Here is a 21289-nt window from a genome sequence, read left to right as displayed (position 1 = left end):
ACATGCCTTAGCTGGCCGCCAGCTGCTCGGCGCGCTGCTTGAGATTTTCGGCGAGATGCTCCAGGACGTTGTTGAGCAGCATCTTCACCATCGGCTCGGGCACCGGCATGGTGACCTGGACGTCCATGTCCACCGTGAGCAAGCTCGCGGCGCCGGTTGCCACCACACTGAACAGCTGCTCCTGCTTGGCAAACAGTTCACCCTGCTGCATGACGGTTTGAATCTGGTTTTCGCCTGGGTAGTACACGGCGTGGATATAGGTGCCCTCGATGCCTTGAACAGCGGTGTCGAGCCGCACCTGGCTGGGACGCCCGTCATCGTAGCGAGCGAGCACCCATGCGCCCTTGACCCCTTCATTCCACTCTGGGTAGCGCTCGATATCGGCAACGATGGCCATGATCGATGCGGCGTCGGCGGTGACCTCGACGGTCTTGCTCAAAACTGGCATTCGGGAAGCATACCTGGGTCGCGGTGAGCACAAGATTGCCGTCATGGCTGCGGTTGGAGCGGCGAAAATCACAGCCCTGAGCGCAATCTGGGCGCGGCTTATCCGCTTACGCAAGCCGTCGACAGCAGCGACCGGATGACCTCGGGAATCGGAACCGGCCTGCGGCTAGTCCGATCGACATAGACGTGCACCCAGTGCCCGAGTGCGGTGATCGCCCCCGCATGGTCGGGCTCCTTGAACACACCCAGCCGGTAGGTGACGCTGCTGCGCCCCAACCGCGTCACAGCCAGGCCCACCATGAGGCTCTCCGGGAAACGCAGTTCCGAGAAATAACGGCAGCCCGACTCCGCGACAATGCCCAGCACAGGCATCGCGAGCGGGTCAACCCCGGTGCTCGTGTTGATCCAGGCGTTTATCGCGGTGTCAAACAGCTGGTAGTAGACGGCGTTGTTGAGGTGGCCGAACATGTCGTTGTCGGCCCATCGAGTTCCCACCGGCCACAGCACCGGAAAGTCGCTGCGCAGGAGCTTCTCCGGTGCCGGCGGTGCAGCCATGGTTGTATTCCAACATGCCTGCCATCCGGGGCGCGGTGCTAGACCAGATCGGTGTGCCGCGGCCCTATTGGCGGTCGAAACCAATCAGCGTCGTCGAGCTGCACCTGGACCCCCCCGACCGCGGTGAGGTCCTTGTCCGAATCGAGGCTGCGGGCGTGTGCCACTCCGACCTGTCGGTGGTGGACGGCACCCGGGTACGGCCGGTGCCGATCTTGCTCGGTCATGAAGCCGCTGGGATCGTCGAGCAGGTCGGCGACGGCGTCGACGGGGTCGCGGTCGGTCAGCGAGTCGTGCTGGTGTTCCTTCCGCGTTGCGGCCAGTGCGCGGCGTGCGCGACCGAGGGTCGGACGCCGTGCGAACCGGGCAGCGCGGCCAACAAGGCCGGCACACTGCTCGGTGGCGGTATCCGGCTCAGCCGGGGCGGCCGCCCGGTGTACCACCACCTCGGCGTCTCGGGTTTCGCGACCCATGTCGTCGTCAACCGGGCCAGCGTGGTTCCGGTGCCGCACGAGGTGCCGCCCACCGTCGCTGCCCTACTCGGGTGCGCGGTGCTCACCGGCGGGGGTGCGGTACTCAACGTCGGTGATCCGCGGCCCGGCCAGTCGGTCGCCGTCGTCGGCCTCGGGGGCGTCGGTATGGCAGCGGTGCTCACCGCTTTGACGTATACAGACGTTCGTGTGGTCGCCGTCGATCAGCTACCCGAAAAGCTGTCGGCCGCAAAGGCCTTGGGCGCCCATGAGATCTACACACCGCAGCAGGCCGCGGCCGGCGGGGTCAAAGCCGCCGTGGTTGTCGAAGCCGTCGGTCATCCTGCCGCGCTGCACACCGCGATCGGGCTTACCGCGCCCGGAGGGCGCACCATCACCGTCGGGTTGCCGCCACCGGATGTCCGGATTAGCTTGTCGCCGTTGGATTTTGTCGCCGAAGGCCGGTCACTGATCGGCAGCTATCTGGGTTCGGCGGTGCCCAGCCGCGACATTCCCCGCTTCGTGTCGTTGTGGCATTCGGGCCGTCTGCCGGTGGAGTCGCTGGTGACGTCAACGATTCGGTTGGACGATATCAACGAGGCGATGGACCACCTCGCCGATGGCATCGCGGTGCGTCAGCTCATCAGTTTCACCGGTGATCTCTAAAGGCGCTGAATGCTTGCGCAGCACCGGTCAGTCGAACAAGACCGCGGCGTTAAGGTACCCGGTCGGGTCCAACGCCGCCTTGACCCTCCGCATCGCGGCGACGTCGTTGGCCTGCCGGGACATTCCCAGGTAGGCACGCTTGCGGCTGCCCACCCCATGCTCTGAACTGACGTTACCGCCGCATTCGGCGATGAGGCCCATCATCTCTGCGTACAACGCCGGTTCCCGATCAGGCGGGCAACGCAGCACGTTCAGGTGCAGGTTGCCCTCACCGATGTGACCGAACAACAGCGGCAACGCCTCCGGAGAATCCGGGACGTGTCGGTGAACCAACGCGACCGCATCTCGGGCGAAGCCGCTGATCGCCGCCAACGGCAGCGAAACGTCGAACTTCAGCGGCGGGCCGTACACCCCGAGCACCTCGGCCAGCGATTCACGGGTGCGCCACAATCGTTGCCGCGCAGCGGCATCCACACCGACCGCGGGCTCCCCGCATAACCGTGCACCGTCGAGCAGGTCGGCGAGCCGGTCGGTTTGATCGTGGTCGGCGGCCAGTTCCACCAATAGCAACCAGTCAGCCTCGACGGGGGGCCGAACGCCAAGATGTTCACGGGATAGCGCGGCGGCCCGACCGTCAATCAATTCCAGCGCCGCGATGCCCTCCACGTCGCGGAACATTCGGCCGGCATCGACCAGCGCTGCCAGCTCGGCAAACCCGCACACGGCTGTCACCCGATGCGACGGGGTGGGGTGCAGCCGCAGATCCAGCGCGGTGATAACCCCCAGGGTGCCTTCGGCGCCGACGAACAGCGCGGGCAGGTCGTAGCCGGTGTTGTCGCGGCGCACCCGGCTGTGCCGGCGCAGCACCGAACCGTCGGGCAGCGCGACGTCTAGCCCGACAACCTGCTCGCCCATGTTGCCGTAACGGACCGTGCGCAATCCGCCGGCGTTCGTCGAGGCCATGCCACCGACGGTCGCGGTATCCCGGGCCGACAAATCCACGCCGAACACCAGCCCAGCCGTTGACGCGGCGTGCTGCACCGCGGCCAGTGTGACCCCGGCGCCCACCTCGATTCGGCGCTCAACGGTATCGACATCGCTGAGCGCGCAAAGCCGTTCGGTAGACAGCAGCACGTCGTCGTGTTCGGGAACGGTGCCCGCCACCAGTGAGGTGCGGCCGCCTTGAACGGTGACATAGGCTCCGGCGTCCCGGCACACTCGCAGCACTTCGGCGACCTCTTCAGCCGAGCCGGGCCGCACCAGCGCGCTGGCCCGGCCCCGATAGCGGCCGGTGTGGTCGACGCTGCGGCCGGCCAGCACGTCAGGGTCGGTGCTGACGTGATGCGATCCGACCGCACTCACCAAGCTGGTTAGCATGGTCGCGGTTATAGCAGCCGCCATAGGTCAGGCAGTCATCGAGGTTTGTCCAAACGCCGGACGTAGCGGCAGGACCGCCTTACTCTCGTTAAGTACCTAATACCCGCGGTAGCGGGTCAGTCCCAAGTGACCGGTACGGGCGCCGGTCCGTTGGGAAGGACGGGGAGATGTCGTACCTGGTCACAGCCCCTGACATGCTGGCGACGGCAGCTGCCCATGTGGATGAGATCGCTTCCACGCTGCGGGCCGCCAACGCGGCTGCGGCAGGCCCGACATGTAACCTGCTGGCCGCGGCCGGCGATGAGGTTTCGGCGGCAACGGCGGCCCTGTTCAGCGCATACGGGCGGGAGTATCAGGCGGTCGTCAAGCAGGCCGCGGCGTTCCACAGCGAGTTCACCCGGACGTTGGCGGCCGCCGGCAACGCCTACGCACACGCCGAAGCGGCCAATGCGGCCTGGGTATCGCACGCGCTGGACACTATCAACGCACCGATCCGGACGCTGTTGGGCCTTGCGCCGTTGAGCCCCAACGGATCCAGCGGGGCCGGCGGGCTGCCGTCGATCGCGCAGCTGGCTGCGGAGAGTCCGATAACGGCGTTGATTATGGGCGGCACCAATAACCCGCTACCCGACCCCGAATACGTGACGGACATCAACAAGGCTTTCATCCAGACCCTCTTCCCGGGCGCTGTCTCGCAAGGCCTGTTCACACCCGAGCAGTTCTGGCCGGTTACCCCCGACCTCGGCAATCTAACGTTCAACCAGTCCGTGACCGAAGGCGTGGCGCTGCTGAATACCGCCGTCAACAACCAACTGGCCCTTGGTAACAAGGTTGTCGCGTTCGGCTACTCGCAGAGCGCCACGATAATCAACAACTACATCAATTCGCTGATGGCGATGGGTTCGCCGAATCCGGACGATATCTCCTTCGTCATGATTGGTAGTGGCAACAATCCCGTCGGCGGGCTCCTGGCGCGCTTCCCCGGCTTCTACATCCCGTTCCTGGACGTGCCGTTCAATGGCGCAACCCCGGCGAATAGTCCCTACCCGACACACATTTACACGGCCCAGTACGACGGCATCGCCCACGCGCCGCAATTCCCGCTGCGCATCCTGTCGGACATCAACGCCTTCATGGGCTACTTCTACGTGCACAACACGTACCCGGAACTCATGGCCACCCAGGTGGATAACGCGGTGCCGTTGCCGACCTCCCCGGGCTATACCGGCAACACCCAGTACTACATGTTCCTGACTCAGGATCTGCCACTGCTCCAGCCGATCCGTGACATCCCCTACGCCGGTCCCCCGATCGCCGACCTGTTCCAGCCGCAGCTGCGGGTGCTCGTCGACTTGGGCTACGCCGACTACGGGCCGGGCGGCAATTACGCGGATATCCCCACCCCGGCCGGGCTGTTCTCGATCCCCAACCCGTTCGCTGTCACGTATTACCTGATCAAAGGGAGCCTGCAGGCGCCCTATGGCGCCGTCGTGGAGATTGGGGTGGAAGCCGGATTGATTGGGCCGGAGTGGTTCCCGGACAGCTATCCGTGGGTCCCGTCGATAAACCCGGGCCTGAATTTCTACTTCGGCCAGCCACAGGTGACACTGCTATCCCTGATGAGTGGCGGTCTCGGCAACATCCTGCACCTGATCCCGCCACCGGTCTTCACCTGACGCGGCCGCGATAACGATTGGCCGAAAACGCCGGGCTTCCCGGCGGGCGCGCTCTAGGCTCTAAGGGCCCCAGCGTCGAACAGGAGACCAGATGTCCTACGTCATCGCGGCCCCGGAGATGTTGGCAACGGCGGCCGCGGACGTGGACGGGATCGGTTCGGCGATCCGAGCGGCCAGCGCGTCCGCTGCGGGTCCAACGACCGGACTGCTGGCCGCGGCCGCCGATGAGGTGTCGTCGGCAGCTGCAGCGCTGTTCAGCGAATACGCGCGCGAATGTCAAGAGGTCCTAAAGCAGGCTGCGGCGTTCCATGGCGAGTTCACCCGGGCGCTGGCTGCCGCCGGAGCCGCCTACGCCCAGGCTGAAGCCAGCAACACCGCTGCTATGTCGGGCACCGCCGGGTCCAGCGGCGCCCTCGGTTCTGTCGGGATGCTGTCAGGCAACCCGCTAACCGCGTTGATGATGGGCGGCACCGGGGAACCGATCCTTAGTGACCGCGTCTTGGCGATCATTGACAGCGCATACATTCGGCCCATTTTCGGGCCCAACAACCCGGTCGCCCAGTACACGCCCGAGCAGTGGTGGCCGTTTATCGGGAACCTGTCACTGGACCAGTCCATCGCCCAGGGTGTCACGCTGCTGAACAACGGCATCAACGCGGAACTACAAAATGGGCATGACGTCGTCGTTTTCGGCTACTCGCAAAGCGCCGCGGTAGCCACCAATGAAATACGCGCTCTTATGGCGTTACCACCGGGCCAAGCCCCAGATCCAAGCCGGCTGGCTTTCACGTTGATCGGTAATATCAATAACCCCAACGGCGGCGTCCTCGAGCGTTACGTGGGCCTTTACCTCCCGTTCTTGGATATGTCGTTCAACGGTGCGACTCCACCGAATTCCCCCTACCAGACCTACATGTACACCGGCCAATACGACGGCTACGCCCACAACCCGCAGTACCCGCTCAATATCTTGTCGGACCTCAACGCCTTCATGGGCATCAGATGGGTGCACAACGCGTACCCCTTCACCGCGGCCGAGGTTGCCAATGCCGTGCCGTTGCCCACGTCTCCGGGCTACACCGGCAACACCCATTACTACATGTTTCTGACCCAGGACCTGCCGCTGTTGCAGCCGATTCGCGCCATCCCCTTCGTAGGGACCCCAATAGCCGAGCTGATTCAGCCCGACCTACGGGTGCTAGTCGACTTGGGCTATGGCTACGGCTACGCCGACGTACCCACCCCGGCCAGCCTGTTCGCGCCAATCAACCCGATCGCGGTGGCCTCGGCCCTGGCGACCGGGACCGTGCAAGGCCCCCAAGCCGCCCTAGTAAGCATCGGATTGTTACCGCAGTCCGCGCTACCCAATACGTATCCGTATCTTCCGTCGGCGAATCCGGGCCTGATGATCAACTTCGGTCAATCCAGTGTGACGGAGTTGTCGGTGCTCAGTGGCGCCCTCGGGTCCGTAGCGAGATTGATTCCACCGATCGCGTGAGCTTCACGTTTCCTTCCGAGTTCCAAGCGGAGACTGGTTGCGGATCGATTCGTCGCGGATCAGCCCGCGCAACAGTGCCGTGCTGAACTCCGCCGCGATCTCCTTGGCCGTTCGGCGCCCGCTCGGCCGCAGCCAGCGGTAGCTGCCCAGCGTCATCCCGATGTACCCCAGCGCCACCACATGCGAGTCGCACTCATAGAACTCGCCGCTGGCAATCCCGCGGTCGATCAGGCCGTGTACGTGCTCGTAGACTTGCTGCTCCTTCTCGCGGACCTCGGCGACCTGCTCGCTGGTGAACCACTCGGTGATGTAGGGCTGCTCCTGGAAGTACACCGCGGCCCGCTCGGGGTTGCTCGCGATGGCAGTGAGCAGCCGGACCGTGTACTGGTACAGCGCTTCACGGGCCGTCCAGGACGGATCGTCGTGCACGGCGGCCAGGGTGCCCTCGGCCGCCTGACGGTAAATGTCGAACAGGATCAGCGACTTGCTGGCGTAGTAGTGATAGACCGTTGCTTTGTTGAGCCCGATCACATCGGCGACGTCGTCCATCCGGGTGCCGTGATAACCGCGCGCCGCGAATAGTTTGGTGGCAACAGCCAGCAACTCCTCACGGCGGCTTAGCCCGTTGGGGCTGGTGTCGGATGGCATCGCTACTCGCTATCGTCGCTGCCGGTGGAGCCCATGGGCCCCGGCCGAAGCTGTATCAATCAACTGGTTGTTCAGTTTAGGCAAGGCAGCGACAACCTGTCGCACCGGCGCGGATGTGACTAAACTCCGTTGCGAACCAAGTCGCGAGTCGAGAGGTTGAAGTGATGGATCCGAGTCCTGACTACGACGTGAGCGACGAAATCGAGTTCTTCTTCCGGTACCTCACCTGGGGTCTACGCGGGGTCGAAACCGGCGACGGATACCCGCCGCCGGCGTATCCGCCCGTCTGAGCCAGCGCTCGCGCGCTACAACGCCTTGAGTTCCTCGGAGACTTCGGTCACCGATTTCTTCGCATCACCGAACAACATAGTGGTGCCGTCCGCGTAGAACAGCGGGTTGTCGATGCCGGCGAACCCGGAATTCATCGACCGCTTGAGCACGATCACCGACCTCGACTTGTCCACGTTGAGGATCGGCATGCCGTAGATCGGGCTGGACGTCTCGTTGCGGGCCGCCGGGTTGGTGACGTCGTTGGCGCCGATCACGATGGTGACGTCGGTGCGGGCGAACTCGTCGTTGATGTCGTCCATGTCCTTCATCGCGTCGTAGTCGACTTCGGCCTCGGCCAGCAGCACGTTCATATGCCCGGGCATCCGGCCGGCGACCGGGTGAATCGCGTACTTGACCGGCACACCCCTGTCCTCCAGCAAGGTTGCCAGGTCCTTCACCGCATGCTGCGCCTGCGCGACGGCCAACCCGTAGCCGGGCACCACGATCACCTGATTGGCGTATGCCATCTGGATCGCGGCATCGGCGGCCGAAGTGGCCTTGACGTGTTTGTCGTCGCCGCCACCACTGGGCGCCACACCGCCGCCGCCGAAACCGCCCGCGACGATCGCCGGAATGGAGCGGTTCATCGCCTTAGCCATCAGGTTGGTCAGGATCGAGCCGGACGCGCCGACGATCATGCCGGCCACGATCATCGCGGTGTTGTTCAACGCCAGACCCGCCGCCGCGGCCGACAGGCCGGTCATGGCGTTGAGCATCGAGATGACCACCGGCATGTCGGCGCCACCGATCGGCAACACCACCATCAGACCCAGCACGCCGGCGGCGACCAGCAGGCCGATCATCCACCACAATGCGGCCCCACCGCTCCCGGGATGCGCGTGCAGTCCGATCACCACCGCGGCGGCCACGGCCACGGCCAGCAGCAACAGGTTGATCGGCTGCTGCGCCTTGCCGAGTCCAATCGGCCGCCCGGAGATGATCTCCTGCAACTTGCCGAACGCGACGATAGACCCCCAGAACGAGATCGACCCGATGATCGCGGCGAACAATGAGGCCACCACGATGTGCACGGTCGGCGACTCGCCGTGCTGGAATGCGGAAAAGCCGGTGGTATCGATGAACTCCGACAGCGCGATGAGTGCGACCGTTCCTCCGCCCACGCCGTTGAAGAATGCCACCAGCTGCGGCATGGCGGTCATCTTGGTCAGTCGCGCCGGCGGCACACCGAGCACAACACCCACCACCAGACCGGCGATGATCAGCGGCCATTGGCTGGTGTGTCGGATCATGACCAACGTGGCCGCCACGGCGATGGTCATGCCGGCCGCGGCGATCAGGTTCCCGCGCACCGCGGTCTTGGGGCCGGTGAGCCCCATCAACCCGTAGATGAAGAGTGAAAAGGAGATGATGTAGAGAATCTCGACCAGGTAGTGCAGGTTCATCGGAGCGCCTCGTCGCGGTCAGGCTTGGCTGGCACGGCGGGCTTCTTGGCCTTGAACATGCCGAGCATTCGGTCGGTGACGATGAATCCGCCGATGACGTTCAGCGTGCCGAACACCACCGCGACGAACAGGATGACCTGCAACACGAGCGATGGGTGCTCAATTTCGCCGAAGACCACCAGCGCGCCGAGAACGACAATGCCGTGGATGGCGTTGGTTCCTGACATCAGCGGGGTGTGCAACGTGTTGGGCACTTTCGAGATCACCGCGAACCCGACGAATCCGGACAGCACCAGGATCGCCACGTTCTCCAACAATTCGTTGTACATCTAGGAGTCCTTCCCGCGGGTGACACACGACTGGGCAATCACCTCGTCGTCGAAGTCCGGGGCCAGCCTGCCGTCCTTGATCAACAAGTCGAGTAGCGCGGTGATGTTCTTGCTGTAGAGCTCGCTGGCGTGCTCGGGCATCGTGGCCGGCAGGTTCAGCGGTGCGGCAATGGTGACGTCGTGCTTGACGACTGTCCGGCCGGGCTCGGTCAATTCGCAGTTGCCGCCCGTCTCGCCGGCGAGATCCACCACCACGCTGCCAGGCTTCATCGCTTCCACCGCAGCGGCGGTCACCAACGTTGGCGCCGGGCGGCCCGGCACCAGCGCGGTGGTGATCACCACGTCGAAGCCACTGATCGCTTCTTCCAATGCCTTTTGCTGCTGGGCGCGCTCGTCGTCGGTCAGTTCGCGGGCGTAACCGCCCTCACCGGACGCTGAGATGCCCAAATCAAGCCATTGAGCGCCCACCGATCGGACCTGGTCGGCCACCTCGGGACGCACATCGTAGCCCGTGGTGCGCGCGCCTAGCCGTTTGGCCGTCGCCAGCGCCTGCAGGCCGGCCACGCCGACGCCGAGCACCAGCACGGTGGCCGGCTTCACCGTTCCGGCCGCCGTCGTCAGCATCGGAAAGAACCGGGTCGATTCCGAGGCCGCGAGCAGCACAGCCTTATACCCAGACACGTTGGCTTGCGACGACAGCGCGTCCATAACCTGCGCCCGCGAGATGCGCGGGATGGCCTCGAGCGCGAACGCCTGCACCCCGGCCTGGGTCAGCGCGCCGATCGAGTTGTCAGCATTACGGGGCGCTAGAAAGCCGATCAGTGTCTGCCCACCGCGCAACCGGCCGACCTCCGCCGCCGTCGGCGGCGCGACCTTGACAACGACGTCGGCGGCCCAAGCATCCCCGATGCTGGCACCGACAGCGGTGTAGAGCTCATCGGGAAGCAGCGCGCGCTCGCCCGCACCGGCCTCGACCACGACCGCCACACCACGGTTCACCAGCGACGCGACCGCCTTGGGAACCAGCGCGACCCGTCGTTCGTCGGGCCCCGACTCGGCAACCACCCCGACCCTGGTGATCTGCGTCTGCGGATCTGTCATGGCGCGTACATCCACTTTCCTTACTGAACGCCGATAGATTTGCTCAGACACCCTACCGGGCTACCAGAGCGGTATTTCCTGGCCATACTCGGATGCCGAGCGCGCACCGAAGTAGCGACGCTCGGATTCGGCGATCGGCACGTCGTTGATGCTGGCTTCGCCACAGTTCGGTGCCGTAGCTGCGATACCACTGGCCGTTGCGGTCACGGGATTCGTACTGGAACCGCACCGCAATGCGGTTGTCGTGGAAGCTCCACAAACTCTTGCGTAGCGAATAGTCGAGCTCGCGCTGCCACTTGCGGGTCAGTTGAACGGTGGCACGAAACGACGGCGAGCAGACGCAAAACCCCCTTCCCGTCGGCGTGTCGAGGGACTTATGCGTCTGCTCGCGCCGGTAGATATCGTGGCGGAATGGACTTCGCGATGTCGGCCATGGCCATCGACTACCGCACGCGGTTGTCCGACTTCATGACCGAGTACGTGTTTCCGGCTGAGGCCGATTACGACGACTATCGCCGCACGGCCGGACCGGCCGACCATACCGTGCCGCCGATCATCGAGGAACTGAAAACCAAGGCCAAAGACCGCGGCCTGTGGAACCTATTCCTGCCGGCCGAGTCGGGATTGACCAACCTGGAGTACGCGCCGCTGGCCGAAATGACCGGATGGAGCATGGAAATCGCGCCCGAGGCACTCAACTGCGCCGCGCCGGACACCGGCAACATGGAGATCCTGCACATGTTCGGCACCGAGCAGCAACGGGCGCAATGGCTGCGGCCGCTGCTCGACGGCAAGATCCGCAGCGCCTTCTCGATGACCGAGCCGGCGGTGGCCAGCAGCGACGCCCGCAACATCGAAACCACCATCTCCCGGGACGGTGCCGACTACGTCATCAACGGCCGTAAATGGTGGACGTCGGGAGCGGCGGACCCGCGCTGCAAGATCCTCATCGTGATGGGCCGCACCAACCCGGACGCGGCCACCCACCAACAGCAGTCGATGGTCCTCGTCCCGATCGACACCCCCGGGGTGACGATCGTTCGCTCCACACCGGTGTTCGGCTGGCAGGACCGGCACGGCCACTGCGAGATCGACTACCACAACGTCCGGATCCCGGCCACCAACCTGCTCGGCGAAGAGGGCAGCGGCTTCGCCATAGCCCAGGCCCGGCTGGGACCGGGCCGTATCCACCACTGCATGCGTGCGCTGGGCGCGGCCGAACGCGCGTTGGCGCTCATGGTGAATCGGGTCCGCAACCGGGTGGCGTTCGGCCGTCCGCTGGCCGAACAGGGCGTCGTGCAGCAGGCGATTGCTCAGTCCCGCAACGAAATCGACCAGGCCAGGCTGCTGTGCGAAAAGGCGGCGTGGACAATCGACCAACACGGCAACAAAGAGGCGCGCCACCTGGTCGCCATGATCAAGGCGGTGGCCCCGCGGGTGGCCTGCGATGTTATCGACCGCGCAATCCAGGTCCACGGGGCCGCCGGTGTCAGCGACGACACCCCGCTGGCCCGGCTGTACGGCTGGCACCGCGCCATGCGCATCTTTGACGGTCCCGACGAGGTGCACCTGCGCTCCATCGCCCGCGCCGAGCTGTCGCGGGAGAAGTCCACCTTTGCCGCGGCGGTCACCTGAGATGGCTGTCCGTGAACTTCCGGGCGCGTGGAACTTTCGTGACGTCGCCGACACCGCAACCGCGTTGCAGCCGGGGCGGCTGTTCCGGTCCAGCGAGCTGAGCCGCCTCGACGACGCCGGCCGGGCAACGCTGCGCCGGCTGGGGATCACCGACGTGGCCGACCTGCGCTCGTCCCGGGAGGTGGCCCGCCGCGGTCCAGGACGGGTTCCGGACGGCATCGACGTCCACCTGCTGCCGTTCCCCGACCTCGCCGATGATGAAGCCGACGACTCAGCGCCGCACGAAACCGCATTCAAGAGGCTGCTAACCAATGACGGGTCCAACGGCGAGTACGGCGAATCCAGCCAGTCGATAAATGACGCCGCCACCCGCTACATGACCGACGAGTATCGCCAATTCCCAACGCGCAGTGGAGCACAGCGCGCGCTACATCGTGTCGTCACACTGCTTGCCGCCGGACGCCCGGTACTCACCCACTGCTTCGCGGGCAAGGATCGCACCGGCTTCGTAGTCGCGCTGGTGCTTGAAGCGGTCGGCCTGGACCGCGACGTCATCGTCGCCGACTACCTGCGCAGCAACGACTCCGTGCCACAACTGCGGGCCCGGATCTCTGAGATGATCCAACAGCGCTCCGACACCGAACTGGCACCCGAGGTGGTGACGTTCACCAAGGCCCGGCTGTCCGACGGGGTCCTGGGTGTCCGCGCGGAGTACCTGGCCGCCGCACGCCAGACCATTGACGAGACCTACGGATCGCTGGGCGGCTACCTGCGCGACGCCGGTATCAGCCAGGCCACAGTCAACCGGATGCGCGGGGTGCTGCTCGGATAAGGGGAAACGCTTTCGCTCGAATCCGATTCGCGTAAGCGACCACCAGGGCAGCGGGATCGCTCTAGGCTGACCAAAACCCCGGGTTGACCGGCACCTGGTGCTAAGGGAGTGAGACGATGTCGTATCTGATCGCTGAGCCGCGGATCGTAGCGGCGGCCGCCGCCGAGGTGGCAGGAATCGGTTCGGCCGTGAGTACGGCCAGCGCGGCCGCGGCAGGCCCGACGTCCGCACTGGCCGCGGCGGCCGGCGATGAGGTGTCGGCCGCCATCGCGAAACTGTTCGGCGCATACGGCCAGGAATACCAGGCCGTGCTCGCTCAAGTCGAGGCGTTTCACAGTAGGTTCCACCAGACGTTGGCCGCCGCGGCGCACACCTACGCAGATGCCGAGGCCGCCATCGCCAGCACCCTGCAAAATCAGCTGGCTGTGCCCGCCGCCGCGCCAACCCCCGCGGCGGCCGCGATGGTTCCGCCATTCCCGGCGAACTTGACCACCTTGTTCTTTGGGCCCACCGGAATTCCACTACCACCGCCGTCCTATGTTGACGCCGCCAACATGCTGTACGTCCGTTCGGCGGGCGCCTTACAAGCCGTCTTCACACCCGAAGAGTTGTACCCACTCACCGGTGTCAGAAGTTTGGTGCTCAACACGTCGGTGGAAGAGGGCTTGACCATCATGCACGACGCGATCATGGGAGAGCTGGCGATCCCCGGAAACACGGTCACCGTTTTCGGCTGGTCGCAAAGCGCCATTATCGCGTCGCTGGAGATGCACAGGCTCGCGGCGATGGGTCCGGCCGCACCTCCGGCGAGCGACCTCAATTTTGTGCTTGTCGGCAATGAAATGAACCCCAATGGCGGTATGCTCGCGCGGTTCCCGGATCTGACGCTGCCGAGTCTGGGCCTGACGTTCTACGGCGCAACGCCCTCGGACACGATCTATCCGACGGCCATCTACACGCTCGAGTACGACGGGTTCGCCGACTTCCCGCGATACCCGCTCAATATCATTTCCGACCTCAACGCGGTTGCAGGCATCACATTCGTACACACCAAGTATTTGGACCTCACGCCCGCGCAGGTCGACGGCGCTACCAAATTGCCGACCTCGCCGGGCTATACAGGGGTCACCGACTACTACATCATCCGCACCGAGAATCTGCCGCTGCTGCAACCGCTGCGGGCGGTGCCCGTCATCGGGGATCCGCTGGCCGACCTGATCCAGCCGAACCTGAAGGTGATCGTCAACCTGGGCTACGGCGACCCGAACTACGGCTACTCGACGAGCTACGCCGACGTGCGAACGCCGTTCGGGCTGTGGCCCGACGTGCCGCCTCAGGTCATCGCCGATGCCCTGGCCGCCGGAACACAACAAGGCATCCTTGACTTCACGGCCGACCTGCAGGCACTGTCCGCGCAACCGCTCACGCTCCCGCAGATCCAGCTGCCGCAACCCGCCGATCTGGTGGCCGCGGTGGCCGCCGCACCGAGGCCGGAGGAGGTGGTGAACACGCTCGCCAGGATCATCTCAACCAACTACGCCGTCCTGCTGCCCACCGCGGACATCGCCCTCGCCCTGGTCACCACCCTGCCGCTCTACACCACCCAACTGTTCGTCAGCCAACTCGCTGCGGGCAATCTGATCAACGCGATCGGCTATCCCCTGGCGGCCACCGTAGGTTTAGGCACGATAGCGGGCGGCGTGGAATTGCTCACCCTCCTCGCGGCGGCCTCGGACACCGTTCGAAACATCGAGGGCCTCGTCACCTGACGGATTCCCGACGGCATCGACGTCCACCGACTACCGTTCGCCGACCTCGCCAATGACGAGGCAGCATGCCCCCATCTGGGTTCAGTCCAAAGGCCAGACACAACCGCGGAGTCGCTTTACGCTCAACGTATCGGCTCGACGGGTGGGTTATGGGCCCCGTCGGCAAGGAGGGATCGGGTTTGTCGTACGTATTCGCGCAGCCGTCGGTATTGGCAGCGGCGGCGACCGATTTGGCCGGGATCGGCTCGGCGATCAACCAGGCTACGGCGGCCGCCGCGGCCCCGACAACCGGCCTGGCGGCGGCCGCCGCGGACGAAGTGTCCACGGCCCTTGCCACGCTGTTCGGCGCGTACGGCCAACAATTCCAGGCGATCAGCGCACAGGTTGCGGCGTTTCACAACGAATTCACCCAGAGGTTGGCGGCGGCCGCAAACGCCTTCGTCAATGCCGAGGCCACCAACACGACCGCGCTGGTGCATGAGGCGACGGCCGGACTCTTTAGGCCAACCTCACCCCCGGTGCTACCGCCAATGTTCAACCAAAATACGGCGATCATCATGGGCGGCACCGGGTCACCGATACCCACGCCGAGTTACCTCAACGCCATCACGACCTTGTTCATCGACCCCGTCGTCTCGAATCCGGTCATCAAAGCGCTGGTGACGCCCGAAGAGCTATATCCGATCACCGGCGTCAAATCCCTGCCCTTCCAAACCTCGGTGCAGTTGGGCCTGCAGATTCTCGACGGCGCGATTTGGGAGCAAATCAACGCCGGAAACCACGTCACCGTGTTCGGCTATTCGCAGAGCGCCGTCATCGCGTCCCTGGAAATGCAGCACCTCATCTCGCTGGGTCCCAACGCTCCCAGCCCCAGCCAGCTCAATTTCATCTTGATCGGCAACGAGATGAATCCCAATGGCGGGATACTTGCGCGCATACCCGGTCTGAATGTCACCACCCTCGGCCTACCGTTCTACGGGGCGACCCCGGACAATCCCTATCCGACGACGACCTACACCCTCGAGTACGACGGTTTCGCCGACTTCCCGCGGTATCCGCTCAATGTCCTGTCCGATATCAACGCGGTGTTCGGGATACTCACGGTGCACACCACGTATGCGGACCTCACACCGGCACAGATCGCGTCGGCCACGCAGTTGCCGACACAGGGTACGACGTCGAACACGTACTACATCATTGAAACCGAGCATCTGCCGCTGCTGGCCCCGTTGCGGGCAATCCCGGTCATTGGTCCACCGCTGGCGGCGCTGGTCGAACCGAACTTGGAAGTAATCGTCAATCTAGGTTACGGCGACCCGAGGTTCGGCTATTCGACGAGCCCGGCGAACGTGCCTACCCCATTCGGGCTCTTCCCGGATGTCCCGGCGAGCGTTGTCGCCGACGCCCTGGTTGCCGGAACGCAACAGGGCGTCAACGACTTCATGGTCGAGTTGCCAGCCGCCCTGAACACCCTGCCCCAGACTCCGATGCCCGCGTTCCCGCCGTATGTGCCGACGGTGCTACCGCCGCCACCGCCGCCACAACCGGCGACGCTCATCAACATCGCGGACACTTTCGCTTCCGTTGTGTCGACCGGCTACTCGATTCTTCTTCCGACGGCAGATCTGGGTCTTGCCTTCGTCACTATCCTGCCCGCCTATGACCTCACCCTGTTCGTGAATCAACTGGCGGCCGGCAACCTGCGCGCGGCGATCGAGCTGCCGCTCGCGGCCACCATTGGGTTGGCCGCGCTGGGCGGCATGATTGAATTCATCGCGATCGTGGTGACATTGGCCGACATTATTCAGCAACTGCAAAGCTTCAGCATCTGATCGACCCCGTGCTCGGGTCATTCAGCACTACTACGTGATCACCCCGGCCTGCCGCTGCTCGAGCCGCTGCCGGCCCTCGATCATGAAGAGCCGGTTTTCTGTCAAGGGACATGGGGAACTGCCCAGTGGCGGTCATGAGAACTGCCCGCTGGCGGCCACGAGATCTGCCTGCTGGCGGCCACCAGACGTGGCTGGGGGTTAGGTCAAGGCGTTCACCCCCTTGCCGGCCATGGCTTGGGTAAGTCGGATGCTGTCGCCACTGGTCTGGCAGACGTGGGCGTGGTGCAGGAGCCGGTCGACGGTGGCGGTGGCCAGTGTCTTGGGCATCAACTCGTCGAATCCTGCCGGGTGAAGATTGCTTGATAGTGCGATGGAGCGTTTCTCGTAAGCGGCGTCGACAAGCCGGTAGAGCCCTTCGGCGGCGTCGGTGCCGACCGGCAGCAGGCCGATGTCATCAACCGCGACCAGATCGGCACGCAGGATACGGCTGATGGCTTTGGTGACGGTGTCGTCGGCGCGGTGCCGGCGCACCAGGGCGCCGAGTTGTTCGAGGCTAAACCACGCGACGTGGAGCCCGGTTTCGACGGCTTGTTGGCCGAGGGCTTCGAGCAGGAACGTCTTGCCGGTGCCCGACGGCCCGCAGACCACCAGGTTTTCGCGTCGGTGGATCCATTCCAGGGTGCGCAACGCGGCCTGGGTGGGTGCGGGGATGGACGACAGTGCGGGGTCCCACGCGGCGAAGGTCTTACCGGTGGGAAAACCGGCCCGCGTGCGGCGGATGGCCAGCGCGGAGCGGTCTCGCCCGTTGACCTCTTCGGTCAGAAGCGCTTTGAGCACCTCGGCAGGGTCCCAGCGTTGCGCCTTGGCGGTGGCCAGCAGCTCGGGTGCGGCGTTGCGGATGTAAGGCAGCCGCATCCGCTTGAGCAGCCGCATCAGCTCGTCGTCTAGCGGTGGTGGTGGCGGTGTTGTTGTGCTCATGGCTGGCTCCGGTCCCCGTCGAGCAGCGCGGCGATGCGCTGCGCGATGTGGGTGGCCAACCCTGCGGTCTTGTCGACGCCGCGGTAGCTGCTGAAGAACCGGTCGAAGTCGGCGTGGGTGTGCTCGTCAGCGTCGGCGAGCCAGCTGGCGAGCTCGCCGATCAGCCACGCCCACTGGAACAGTTCTGCGGCGGCCACGCCGACCAGTTGGTCGGGATCGTCGGCGCCGCAGGTGTTGAGCAGGATCGATGTGGTCTTAAAGGAGATGTCGAGGTAGGCCATCGTTAGTTGGCCTCCTGCTCACCGAGCTTCGCCCAGCCACCGGTGCCTTGGGCCAGGCTGTTGTACTCGCCCGCGTGGGCGGGCTGCGAGGCGCTGTGGTGGTCGGGGTCGCCGGCCTGATGGGCCACGATGGCGGCCAGATCGCCGTGGCCGAACCGGCCCGCGGTCGCGGCTTGGCCCAAGGCGCGGTCCACGCTGCCCCGATCGTGCAGTGCGGCCAAATCGACCGCCCCGGCCATCTTGGCCCGAATCCGCGAGCATCCCGCGGCGGCGGCCTCGGTCAACCACAATGCTGCCCCGTCACCGAGAGCCAAAAACTGCGCCTCAGCAACAGTTTTCGCGCGTGGTGTTCGGCCCAGCGGCCCCTTGGGCCGGGGTGGGAAATGCGCGTCATCCACCCGCGGGTTACCCGGCGTGGTGCGCTGGTGGCGGGCGACTTCGACTGGGCCGGCATGGCCGAGGTGCACGACCACTACCTGCTGGTCGTGGGCCCGCACCCACACCGTCTGCCCGCACAAGGTGTGCGGCACCGAATACGACCCGTGCTCAAAGGTGATCATCGCGGTGTTGGGCGGCACCGTGCGGGTCACCCCGAACGCCGCGGTGTAGGGATGGGCGGGTAACGGGTGTAACCGGGCGCGTTCCTCGGCCAGCATCTCCGCCGGGATGCGCCGCGTGACCCGATGCGGGCGATTGTTGACCTGCTGGCAAAACGTCGCGCACGCCGCTTGCAGCTCGGCGAAACTGTGGTATTCCGGTAGCAGGTTGGCCTCACAGGGCACCAGATCGGCCTTGGCGATCTTGACCGCGTTTTCCGAGCCGCCCTTGCTGGCCGGATCGGCCGGCACGCAGGTGGCGATCGTGAGCCCGTAATGGCGGGCGAAGTCCAGCATCTTGGCGTTGCGCACCGGTATCCCCGCGACATGCTCGCTGGTCACGGTCTTCTCGTTATCGGTCAACGCGTAGGTGGGCACCCCACCGAAGACGCGTAGCGTTGTATCGATCGCGGCCATCACCGATGGCAGTGTCTTATCCAAAAGCGCCAGCACCACCCTAAACCGGCACCACGCCAGCCACGCGCAAAACAATTGCGTGCCAACACCTCTCACGCGCGGGCCATCCCCGAAGTCGTACTGAAACCACATCCCCGGCTCGGTGATCCACGGACGGTGCACCCGCCGTCGCCCCGCCCGATACGCTGCCTTGACCTCGGCGACCGCCCGCCGTGTCGTACGCTGCGAACCCGCATACCCCAACGCGACCAGCTTCTCGTGGGCGACATCGCCGCGGACCTTGCCCCGCGAGCGGTCGACCCACTCCTCGAGCTTGTCCAGATACGGATCCACCAGCATCTCCCGCCGCGCCGCGCGCCCGGGCGTCAACTCGCCCCGCTCCCGCGCGGCCACATACTCGGCGACCGTGTGATGCGAGCACCCCGCCAGTTCCGCCGCATCACGCAACGAACCGGTCAAATCGTAGGCTTCCAGAATTTCCATGATCTCCTCGGCAGACTTCACTTCACCCCTCCTCGGGAGCTGAACAACGGTTGGCACCGTTCAGCGCACCCGAGGAGGGGCCCCCGCACCTCGCAGGCACGCGGGACGAACAAATCAACTGGGCAGATCTCGTGACCGCCAGCGGGCAGTTTTCATGACCGCCAGCGGGCACTTATATGGCCATCACTGGGCAGTCTGACGTGGCCGCCGACAGTTTTCGATGATGGCGGTTGCTGCTGGCACCAATCCATCCGGAAGGCCAATGGTGGCCGGCATTGGGTTTGGGGTTCACCGCGATGGGTGAGTATGGGAAGTTTGGTACGTATGCGGCGTCTTGGTGCGACCGGCCAGGGGCAGCTCGTTGGCGCCGTCGCCCAGCGTGAACTGAGGGCGGAAAATCGGCCGAAATCTCGCCCTCAGTTCACGCTCGGCGCCCGCTTGGCCTCACCCCGTCAACGTGCACCCTCGGGTACCCTTGCGACCTAGTGCGTCGGGCAGACACGCCGAGGTCTTCCTTTTCGGCAGCGTGGAACCGCCCATCATCGAAAGACCTCGACCCCTACCCGGCAACGACGCGCCGACCCGCCCTACACCCTCATCTGCGAAGAGCCCCCAATATGTCAACGCGTTCGTGCACCACATCCGCGCCAGGTACCGGCGTGGCTGCCCAATCCGTTGTTGGCGAACTTGTCACAGACCGGCGGCTCGTCGATGCTGACGTTGCCCGACGACCGGGCGCCCACCGGGCTCCCTGACCCTGGCATCGAAGCGCTCGCGCACACCAAGATCGCCAGCACCATTTCCACTGTGGTTGCGGACGGCTACGCGGTTGTGCTTTCGACGGCCGATATCGCCAACAGCTTGCTGGCCAACGCGATCGGATACCCGATTGCTGCCAGCGTGGCGTTGGTCACGCCGGCAGCGGGTGCGAATTCCTCGTGTTGGCCGGCTGATCAGTGACAGCATCACCGTATCGCCGAATCGCGAGCATGCGCTTAGGGCTCGAGCACAACCTTGCCTAGCACACCGCCGTCGTCCAGACTCTGCAACGCGGCCTGTGCTTCCGACAACGGATAGCGTTGCGGCGGAGGCGGTCTGAGCCCCAGAAAGACCAGCTGGTTTAGCCCCCAGGCGAACAAGGCGGCCGAACCGGGAACCGCGTTGAGATACTCGCCCCACCCGACGCCCACCACGCTGATATTGCGCACCAGCAGCCGGTTGACCTTGAGGGTCGGTACAGCACCCGCGGCAAAGCCGATCAACAATAACTTGCCGTCGATCGCCAGCACGCTGAGCGCGTCGTCGAATGTAGGTCCGCCGATGGGATCGACGACGATGTCCACCCCCTGACCGTAGGTGTGGTCACGCACCTGCTGAGCCCAGCCCTCGGTCAGCGGAAGCACCACGTCGGCACCGAGCGAAGCGACATAGTCGATCGCACCTTCGCGGTGCACCATGGCTATCACCTTGCCAGCCTGCATCGCCTTCGCGATCTGGACGGCGGCCGTGCCCACTCCGCCGGCGGCGCCGAGCACCAGCACGGTGTCTCCCGGTCGCAGCGCGGCACGCCGAGCCAGGGCGAAGTACATGGTGTTGTAGTTCACCAACAGCGACACCGCCCCGGCGTCATCGAGCTCGACGGGGCTGCGAACCACATTGGCCACCGGTACGGCTATTTGTTCGGCGTAGCCGCCGAGCACTCCGAATGCTGAAACACGTTCGCCCACATGGAAACCCGCATCCGACGGCGCTGAACGCACCACACCCGCCGTTTCCATGCCGGGCACGAACGGCGGCGTTAGCTTCAGTTGATACTCGCCCTTGGTCAGCAGCAGGTCCGGAAAGCAGACGCCGGCGGCCCGTACGTCGATAACAACCTTTCCGCCGTCACCGGATACCTCGTCGATGTCGGTGTACACCATGCCGGACGGGCCGGAAAGTTCTTTTACGACACAAGCCTTCATTTACT

General features: G+C 65.0%; 20 protein-coding genes and 1 pseudogene. 9 read left to right on the top strand and 12 right to left on the bottom strand.

The genetic code is table 11. The annotated features are described in order from the left end of the window. Positions 1-7 precede the first annotated feature (7 nt). Positions 8-448: an SRPBCC family protein gene (locus tag MCAN_RS00910; RefSeq protein WP_003917895.1), complete on the bottom strand. Its 441-nt coding sequence runs from the start codon at positions 446-448 to the stop codon at positions 8-10. 98 nt (positions 449-546) lie between these two features. Further along, positions 547-1002 carry an acyl-CoA thioesterase gene (locus MCAN_RS00905; RefSeq protein ID WP_014000080.1) on the bottom strand — a complete coding sequence of 152 codons (456 nt, stop codon included), beginning with the start codon at positions 1000-1002 and terminating at the stop codon, positions 547-549. Between the two features lie 14 nt (positions 1003-1016). On the opposite strand from MCAN_RS00905, the gene MCAN_RS00900 reads away from it, so the two are divergent. Continuing rightward, complete coding sequence (locus MCAN_RS00900; protein WP_041179808.1) at positions 1017-2135, top strand: alcohol dehydrogenase catalytic domain-containing protein; 1119 nt, start codon at positions 1017-1019, stop codon at positions 2133-2135. Positions 2136-2162: 27 nt separating this feature from the next. On the opposite strand, the gene MCAN_RS00895 is transcribed toward MCAN_RS00900, so the two are convergent. Further along, positions 2163-3512: an FAD-binding oxidoreductase gene (locus tag MCAN_RS00895; protein WP_014000078.1), complete on the bottom strand. Its 1350-nt coding sequence runs from the start codon at positions 3510-3512 to the stop codon at positions 2163-2165. A 167-nt stretch (positions 3513-3679) separates the two neighbouring features. Between MCAN_RS00895 and MCAN_RS00890 the strand changes: the two genes are divergently transcribed. After that, the gene (locus tag MCAN_RS00890) at positions 3680-5188 is read left to right on the top strand and encodes a PE family protein (RefSeq protein ID WP_014000077.1); all 1509 of its coding nucleotides are present in this window, start codon (positions 3680-3682) and stop codon (positions 5186-5188) included. A gap of 91 nt (positions 5189-5279) precedes the next feature. Beyond that, positions 5280-6686 carry a PE family protein gene (locus tag MCAN_RS00885; RefSeq protein ID WP_014000076.1) on the top strand — a complete coding sequence of 469 codons (1407 nt, stop codon included), beginning with the start codon at positions 5280-5282 and terminating at the stop codon, positions 6684-6686. Positions 6687-6689: 3 nt separating this feature from the next. On the opposite strand, the gene MCAN_RS00880 is transcribed toward MCAN_RS00885, so the two are convergent. Continuing rightward, complete coding sequence (locus tag MCAN_RS00880; protein ID WP_003401044.1) at positions 6690-7334, bottom strand: TetR/AcrR family transcriptional regulator; 645 nt, start codon at positions 7332-7334, stop codon at positions 6690-6692. Between the two features lie 161 nt (positions 7335-7495). On the opposite strand from MCAN_RS00880, the gene MCAN_RS00875 reads away from it, so the two are divergent. Next, positions 7496-7624: a hypothetical protein gene (locus MCAN_RS00875; RefSeq protein WP_003910049.1), complete on the top strand. Its 129-nt coding sequence runs from the start codon at positions 7496-7498 to the stop codon at positions 7622-7624. Between the two features lie 15 nt (positions 7625-7639). Here MCAN_RS00875 and MCAN_RS00870 read toward each other — a convergent pair whose 3' ends face one another. From MCAN_RS00870 to MCAN_RS20880, 4 genes and pseudogenes are all read right to left on the bottom strand, one after another. Continuing rightward, on the bottom strand, positions 7640-9067 hold the full coding sequence (locus MCAN_RS00870) for an NAD(P)(+) transhydrogenase (Re/Si-specific) subunit beta (protein ID WP_014000075.1): 1428 nt from the start codon (positions 9065-9067) through the stop codon (positions 7640-7642). Beyond that, the gene (locus tag MCAN_RS00865; protein WP_014000074.1) at positions 9064-9396 is read right to left on the bottom strand and encodes an NAD(P) transhydrogenase subunit alpha; all 333 of its coding nucleotides are present in this window, start codon (positions 9394-9396) and stop codon (positions 9064-9066) included. The genes MCAN_RS00870 and MCAN_RS00865 overlap by 4 nt, the downstream gene beginning before the upstream one ends. Next, on the bottom strand, positions 9397-10497 hold the full coding sequence (locus tag MCAN_RS00860) for a Re/Si-specific NAD(P)(+) transhydrogenase subunit alpha (RefSeq protein WP_014000073.1): 1101 nt from the start codon (positions 10495-10497) through the stop codon (positions 9397-9399). A gap of 60 nt (positions 10498-10557) precedes the next feature. Beyond that, positions 10558-10804: pseudogene (locus MCAN_RS20880) on the bottom strand (DUF1348 family protein); the annotation flags it as partial. 116 nt (positions 10805-10920) lie between these two features. On the opposite strand from MCAN_RS20880, the gene MCAN_RS00850 reads away from it, so the two are divergent. The 4 genes from MCAN_RS00850 (at position 10921) to MCAN_RS00835 (ending at position 16565) form a co-directional block, all read left to right on the top strand. Further along, positions 10921-12132 carry an acyl-CoA dehydrogenase gene (locus MCAN_RS00850; RefSeq protein WP_014000072.1) on the top strand — a complete coding sequence of 404 codons (1212 nt, stop codon included), beginning with the start codon at positions 10921-10923 and terminating at the stop codon, positions 12130-12132. Position 12133: 1 nt separating this feature from the next. After that, the gene (ptbB, locus tag MCAN_RS00845) at positions 12134-12964 is read left to right on the top strand and encodes a tyrosine-protein phosphatase PtbB (RefSeq protein WP_014000071.1); all 831 of its coding nucleotides are present in this window, start codon (positions 12134-12136) and stop codon (positions 12962-12964) included. Between the two features lie 116 nt (positions 12965-13080). Next, positions 13081-14733, top strand: a complete 1653-nt coding sequence (locus MCAN_RS00840) for a PE family protein (protein ID WP_014000070.1) — start codon at positions 13081-13083, stop codon at positions 14731-14733. 179 nt (positions 14734-14912) lie between these two features. Beyond that, positions 14913-16565, top strand: coding sequence for a PE family protein (locus MCAN_RS00835; RefSeq protein WP_041179806.1), 1653 nt, complete (start codon positions 14913-14915; stop codon positions 16563-16565). A 198-nt stretch (positions 16566-16763) separates the two neighbouring features. Here the strand turns inward: MCAN_RS00835 and istB are convergent, their stop codons facing one another. Genes istB through istA form a run of 3 tightly spaced genes read right to left on the bottom strand, consistent with a single transcriptional unit; the run spans position 16764 to position 19341 of the window. Then, positions 16764-17543 (bottom strand): IS21-like element helper ATPase IstB, encoded by a 780-nt coding sequence (istB, locus tag MCAN_RS00830; protein WP_014000068.1) that lies wholly within the window; start codon positions 17541-17543, stop codon positions 16764-16766. Continuing rightward, positions 17540-17824 (bottom strand): hypothetical protein, encoded by a 285-nt coding sequence (locus MCAN_RS00825; protein ID WP_014001192.1) that lies wholly within the window; start codon positions 17822-17824, stop codon positions 17540-17542. Before MCAN_RS00825 ends, istB begins: the two co-directional genes overlap by 4 nt. A 2-nt stretch (positions 17825-17826) precedes the next feature. Beyond that, positions 17827-19341, bottom strand: coding sequence for an IS21 family transposase (gene istA, locus MCAN_RS00820; protein ID WP_014000067.1), 1515 nt, complete (start codon positions 19339-19341; stop codon positions 17827-17829). Positions 19342-20031: 690 nt separating this feature from the next. On the opposite strand from istA, the gene MCAN_RS00815 reads away from it, so the two are divergent. Further along, positions 20032-20280 (top strand): hypothetical protein, encoded by a 249-nt coding sequence (locus MCAN_RS00815; protein ID WP_015287769.1) that lies wholly within the window; start codon positions 20032-20034, stop codon positions 20278-20280. Positions 20281-20315: 35 nt separating this feature from the next. On the opposite strand, the gene MCAN_RS00810 is transcribed toward MCAN_RS00815, so the two are convergent. Continuing rightward, a complete protein-coding gene (locus MCAN_RS00810) occupies positions 20316-21284 on the bottom strand; it encodes an NADPH:quinone oxidoreductase family protein (protein WP_014000066.1) in 969 nt (322 codons plus the stop codon). Positions 21285-21289 lie beyond the last annotated feature (5 nt).

This window comes from Mycobacterium canetti CIPT 140010059, from assembly GCF_000253375.1.
GTDB lineage: Bacteria > Actinomycetota > Actinomycetes > Mycobacteriales > Mycobacteriaceae > Mycobacterium > Mycobacterium tuberculosis.
Note: the sequence above shows the minus strand (reverse complement) of the source record. Positions and strands in the feature narration are given on the sequence as shown.

Excerpts from the sequence above, each read along its gene's own strand:
- MCAN_RS00910 (WP_003917895.1), bottom strand. The coding sequence starts at position 448 with ATGCCAGTTTTGAGCAAGACCGTCGAGGTCACCGCCGACGCCGCATCG.
- MCAN_RS00905 (WP_014000080.1), bottom strand. The coding sequence starts at position 1,002 with ATGGCTGCACCGCCGGCACCGGAGAAGCTCCTGCGCAGCGACTTTCCG.
- MCAN_RS00900 (WP_041179808.1), top strand. The coding sequence starts at position 1,017 with ATGCCTGCCATCCGGGGCGCGGTGCTAGACCAGATCGGTGTGCCGCGG.
- MCAN_RS00895 (WP_014000078.1), bottom strand. The coding sequence starts at position 3,512 with ATGCTAACCAGCTTGGTGAGTGCGGTCGGATCGCATCACGTCAGCACC.
- MCAN_RS00890 (WP_014000077.1), top strand. The coding sequence starts at position 3,680 with ATGTCGTACCTGGTCACAGCCCCTGACATGCTGGCGACGGCAGCTGCC.
- MCAN_RS00885 (WP_014000076.1), top strand. The coding sequence starts at position 5,280 with ATGTCCTACGTCATCGCGGCCCCGGAGATGTTGGCAACGGCGGCCGCG.
- MCAN_RS00880 (WP_003401044.1), bottom strand. The coding sequence starts at position 7,334 with ATGCCATCCGACACCAGCCCCAACGGGCTAAGCCGCCGTGAGGAGTTG.
- MCAN_RS00870 (WP_014000075.1), bottom strand. The coding sequence starts at position 9,067 with ATGAACCTGCACTACCTGGTCGAGATTCTCTACATCATCTCCTTTTCA.
- MCAN_RS00865 (WP_014000074.1), bottom strand. The coding sequence starts at position 9,396 with ATGTACAACGAATTGTTGGAGAACGTGGCGATCCTGGTGCTGTCCGGA.
- MCAN_RS00860 (WP_014000073.1), bottom strand. The coding sequence starts at position 10,497 with ATGACAGATCCGCAGACGCAGATCACCAGGGTCGGGGTGGTTGCCGAG.
- MCAN_RS00850 (WP_014000072.1), top strand. The coding sequence starts at position 10,921 with ATGTCGGCCATGGCCATCGACTACCGCACGCGGTTGTCCGACTTCATG.
- ptbB (WP_014000071.1), top strand. The coding sequence starts at position 12,134 with ATGGCTGTCCGTGAACTTCCGGGCGCGTGGAACTTTCGTGACGTCGCC.
- MCAN_RS00840 (WP_014000070.1), top strand. The coding sequence starts at position 13,081 with ATGTCGTATCTGATCGCTGAGCCGCGGATCGTAGCGGCGGCCGCCGCC.
- istB (WP_014000068.1), bottom strand. The coding sequence starts at position 17,543 with ATGAGCACAACAACACCGCCACCACCACCGCTAGACGACGAGCTGATG.
- MCAN_RS00825 (WP_014001192.1), bottom strand. The coding sequence starts at position 17,824 with ATGGCCTACCTCGACATCTCCTTTAAGACCACATCGATCCTGCTCAAC.
- MCAN_RS00815 (WP_015287769.1), top strand. The coding sequence starts at position 20,032 with ATGCTGACGTTGCCCGACGACCGGGCGCCCACCGGGCTCCCTGACCCT.
- MCAN_RS00810 (WP_014000066.1), bottom strand. The coding sequence starts at position 21,284 with ATGAAGGCTTGTGTCGTAAAAGAACTTTCCGGCCCGTCCGGCATGGTG.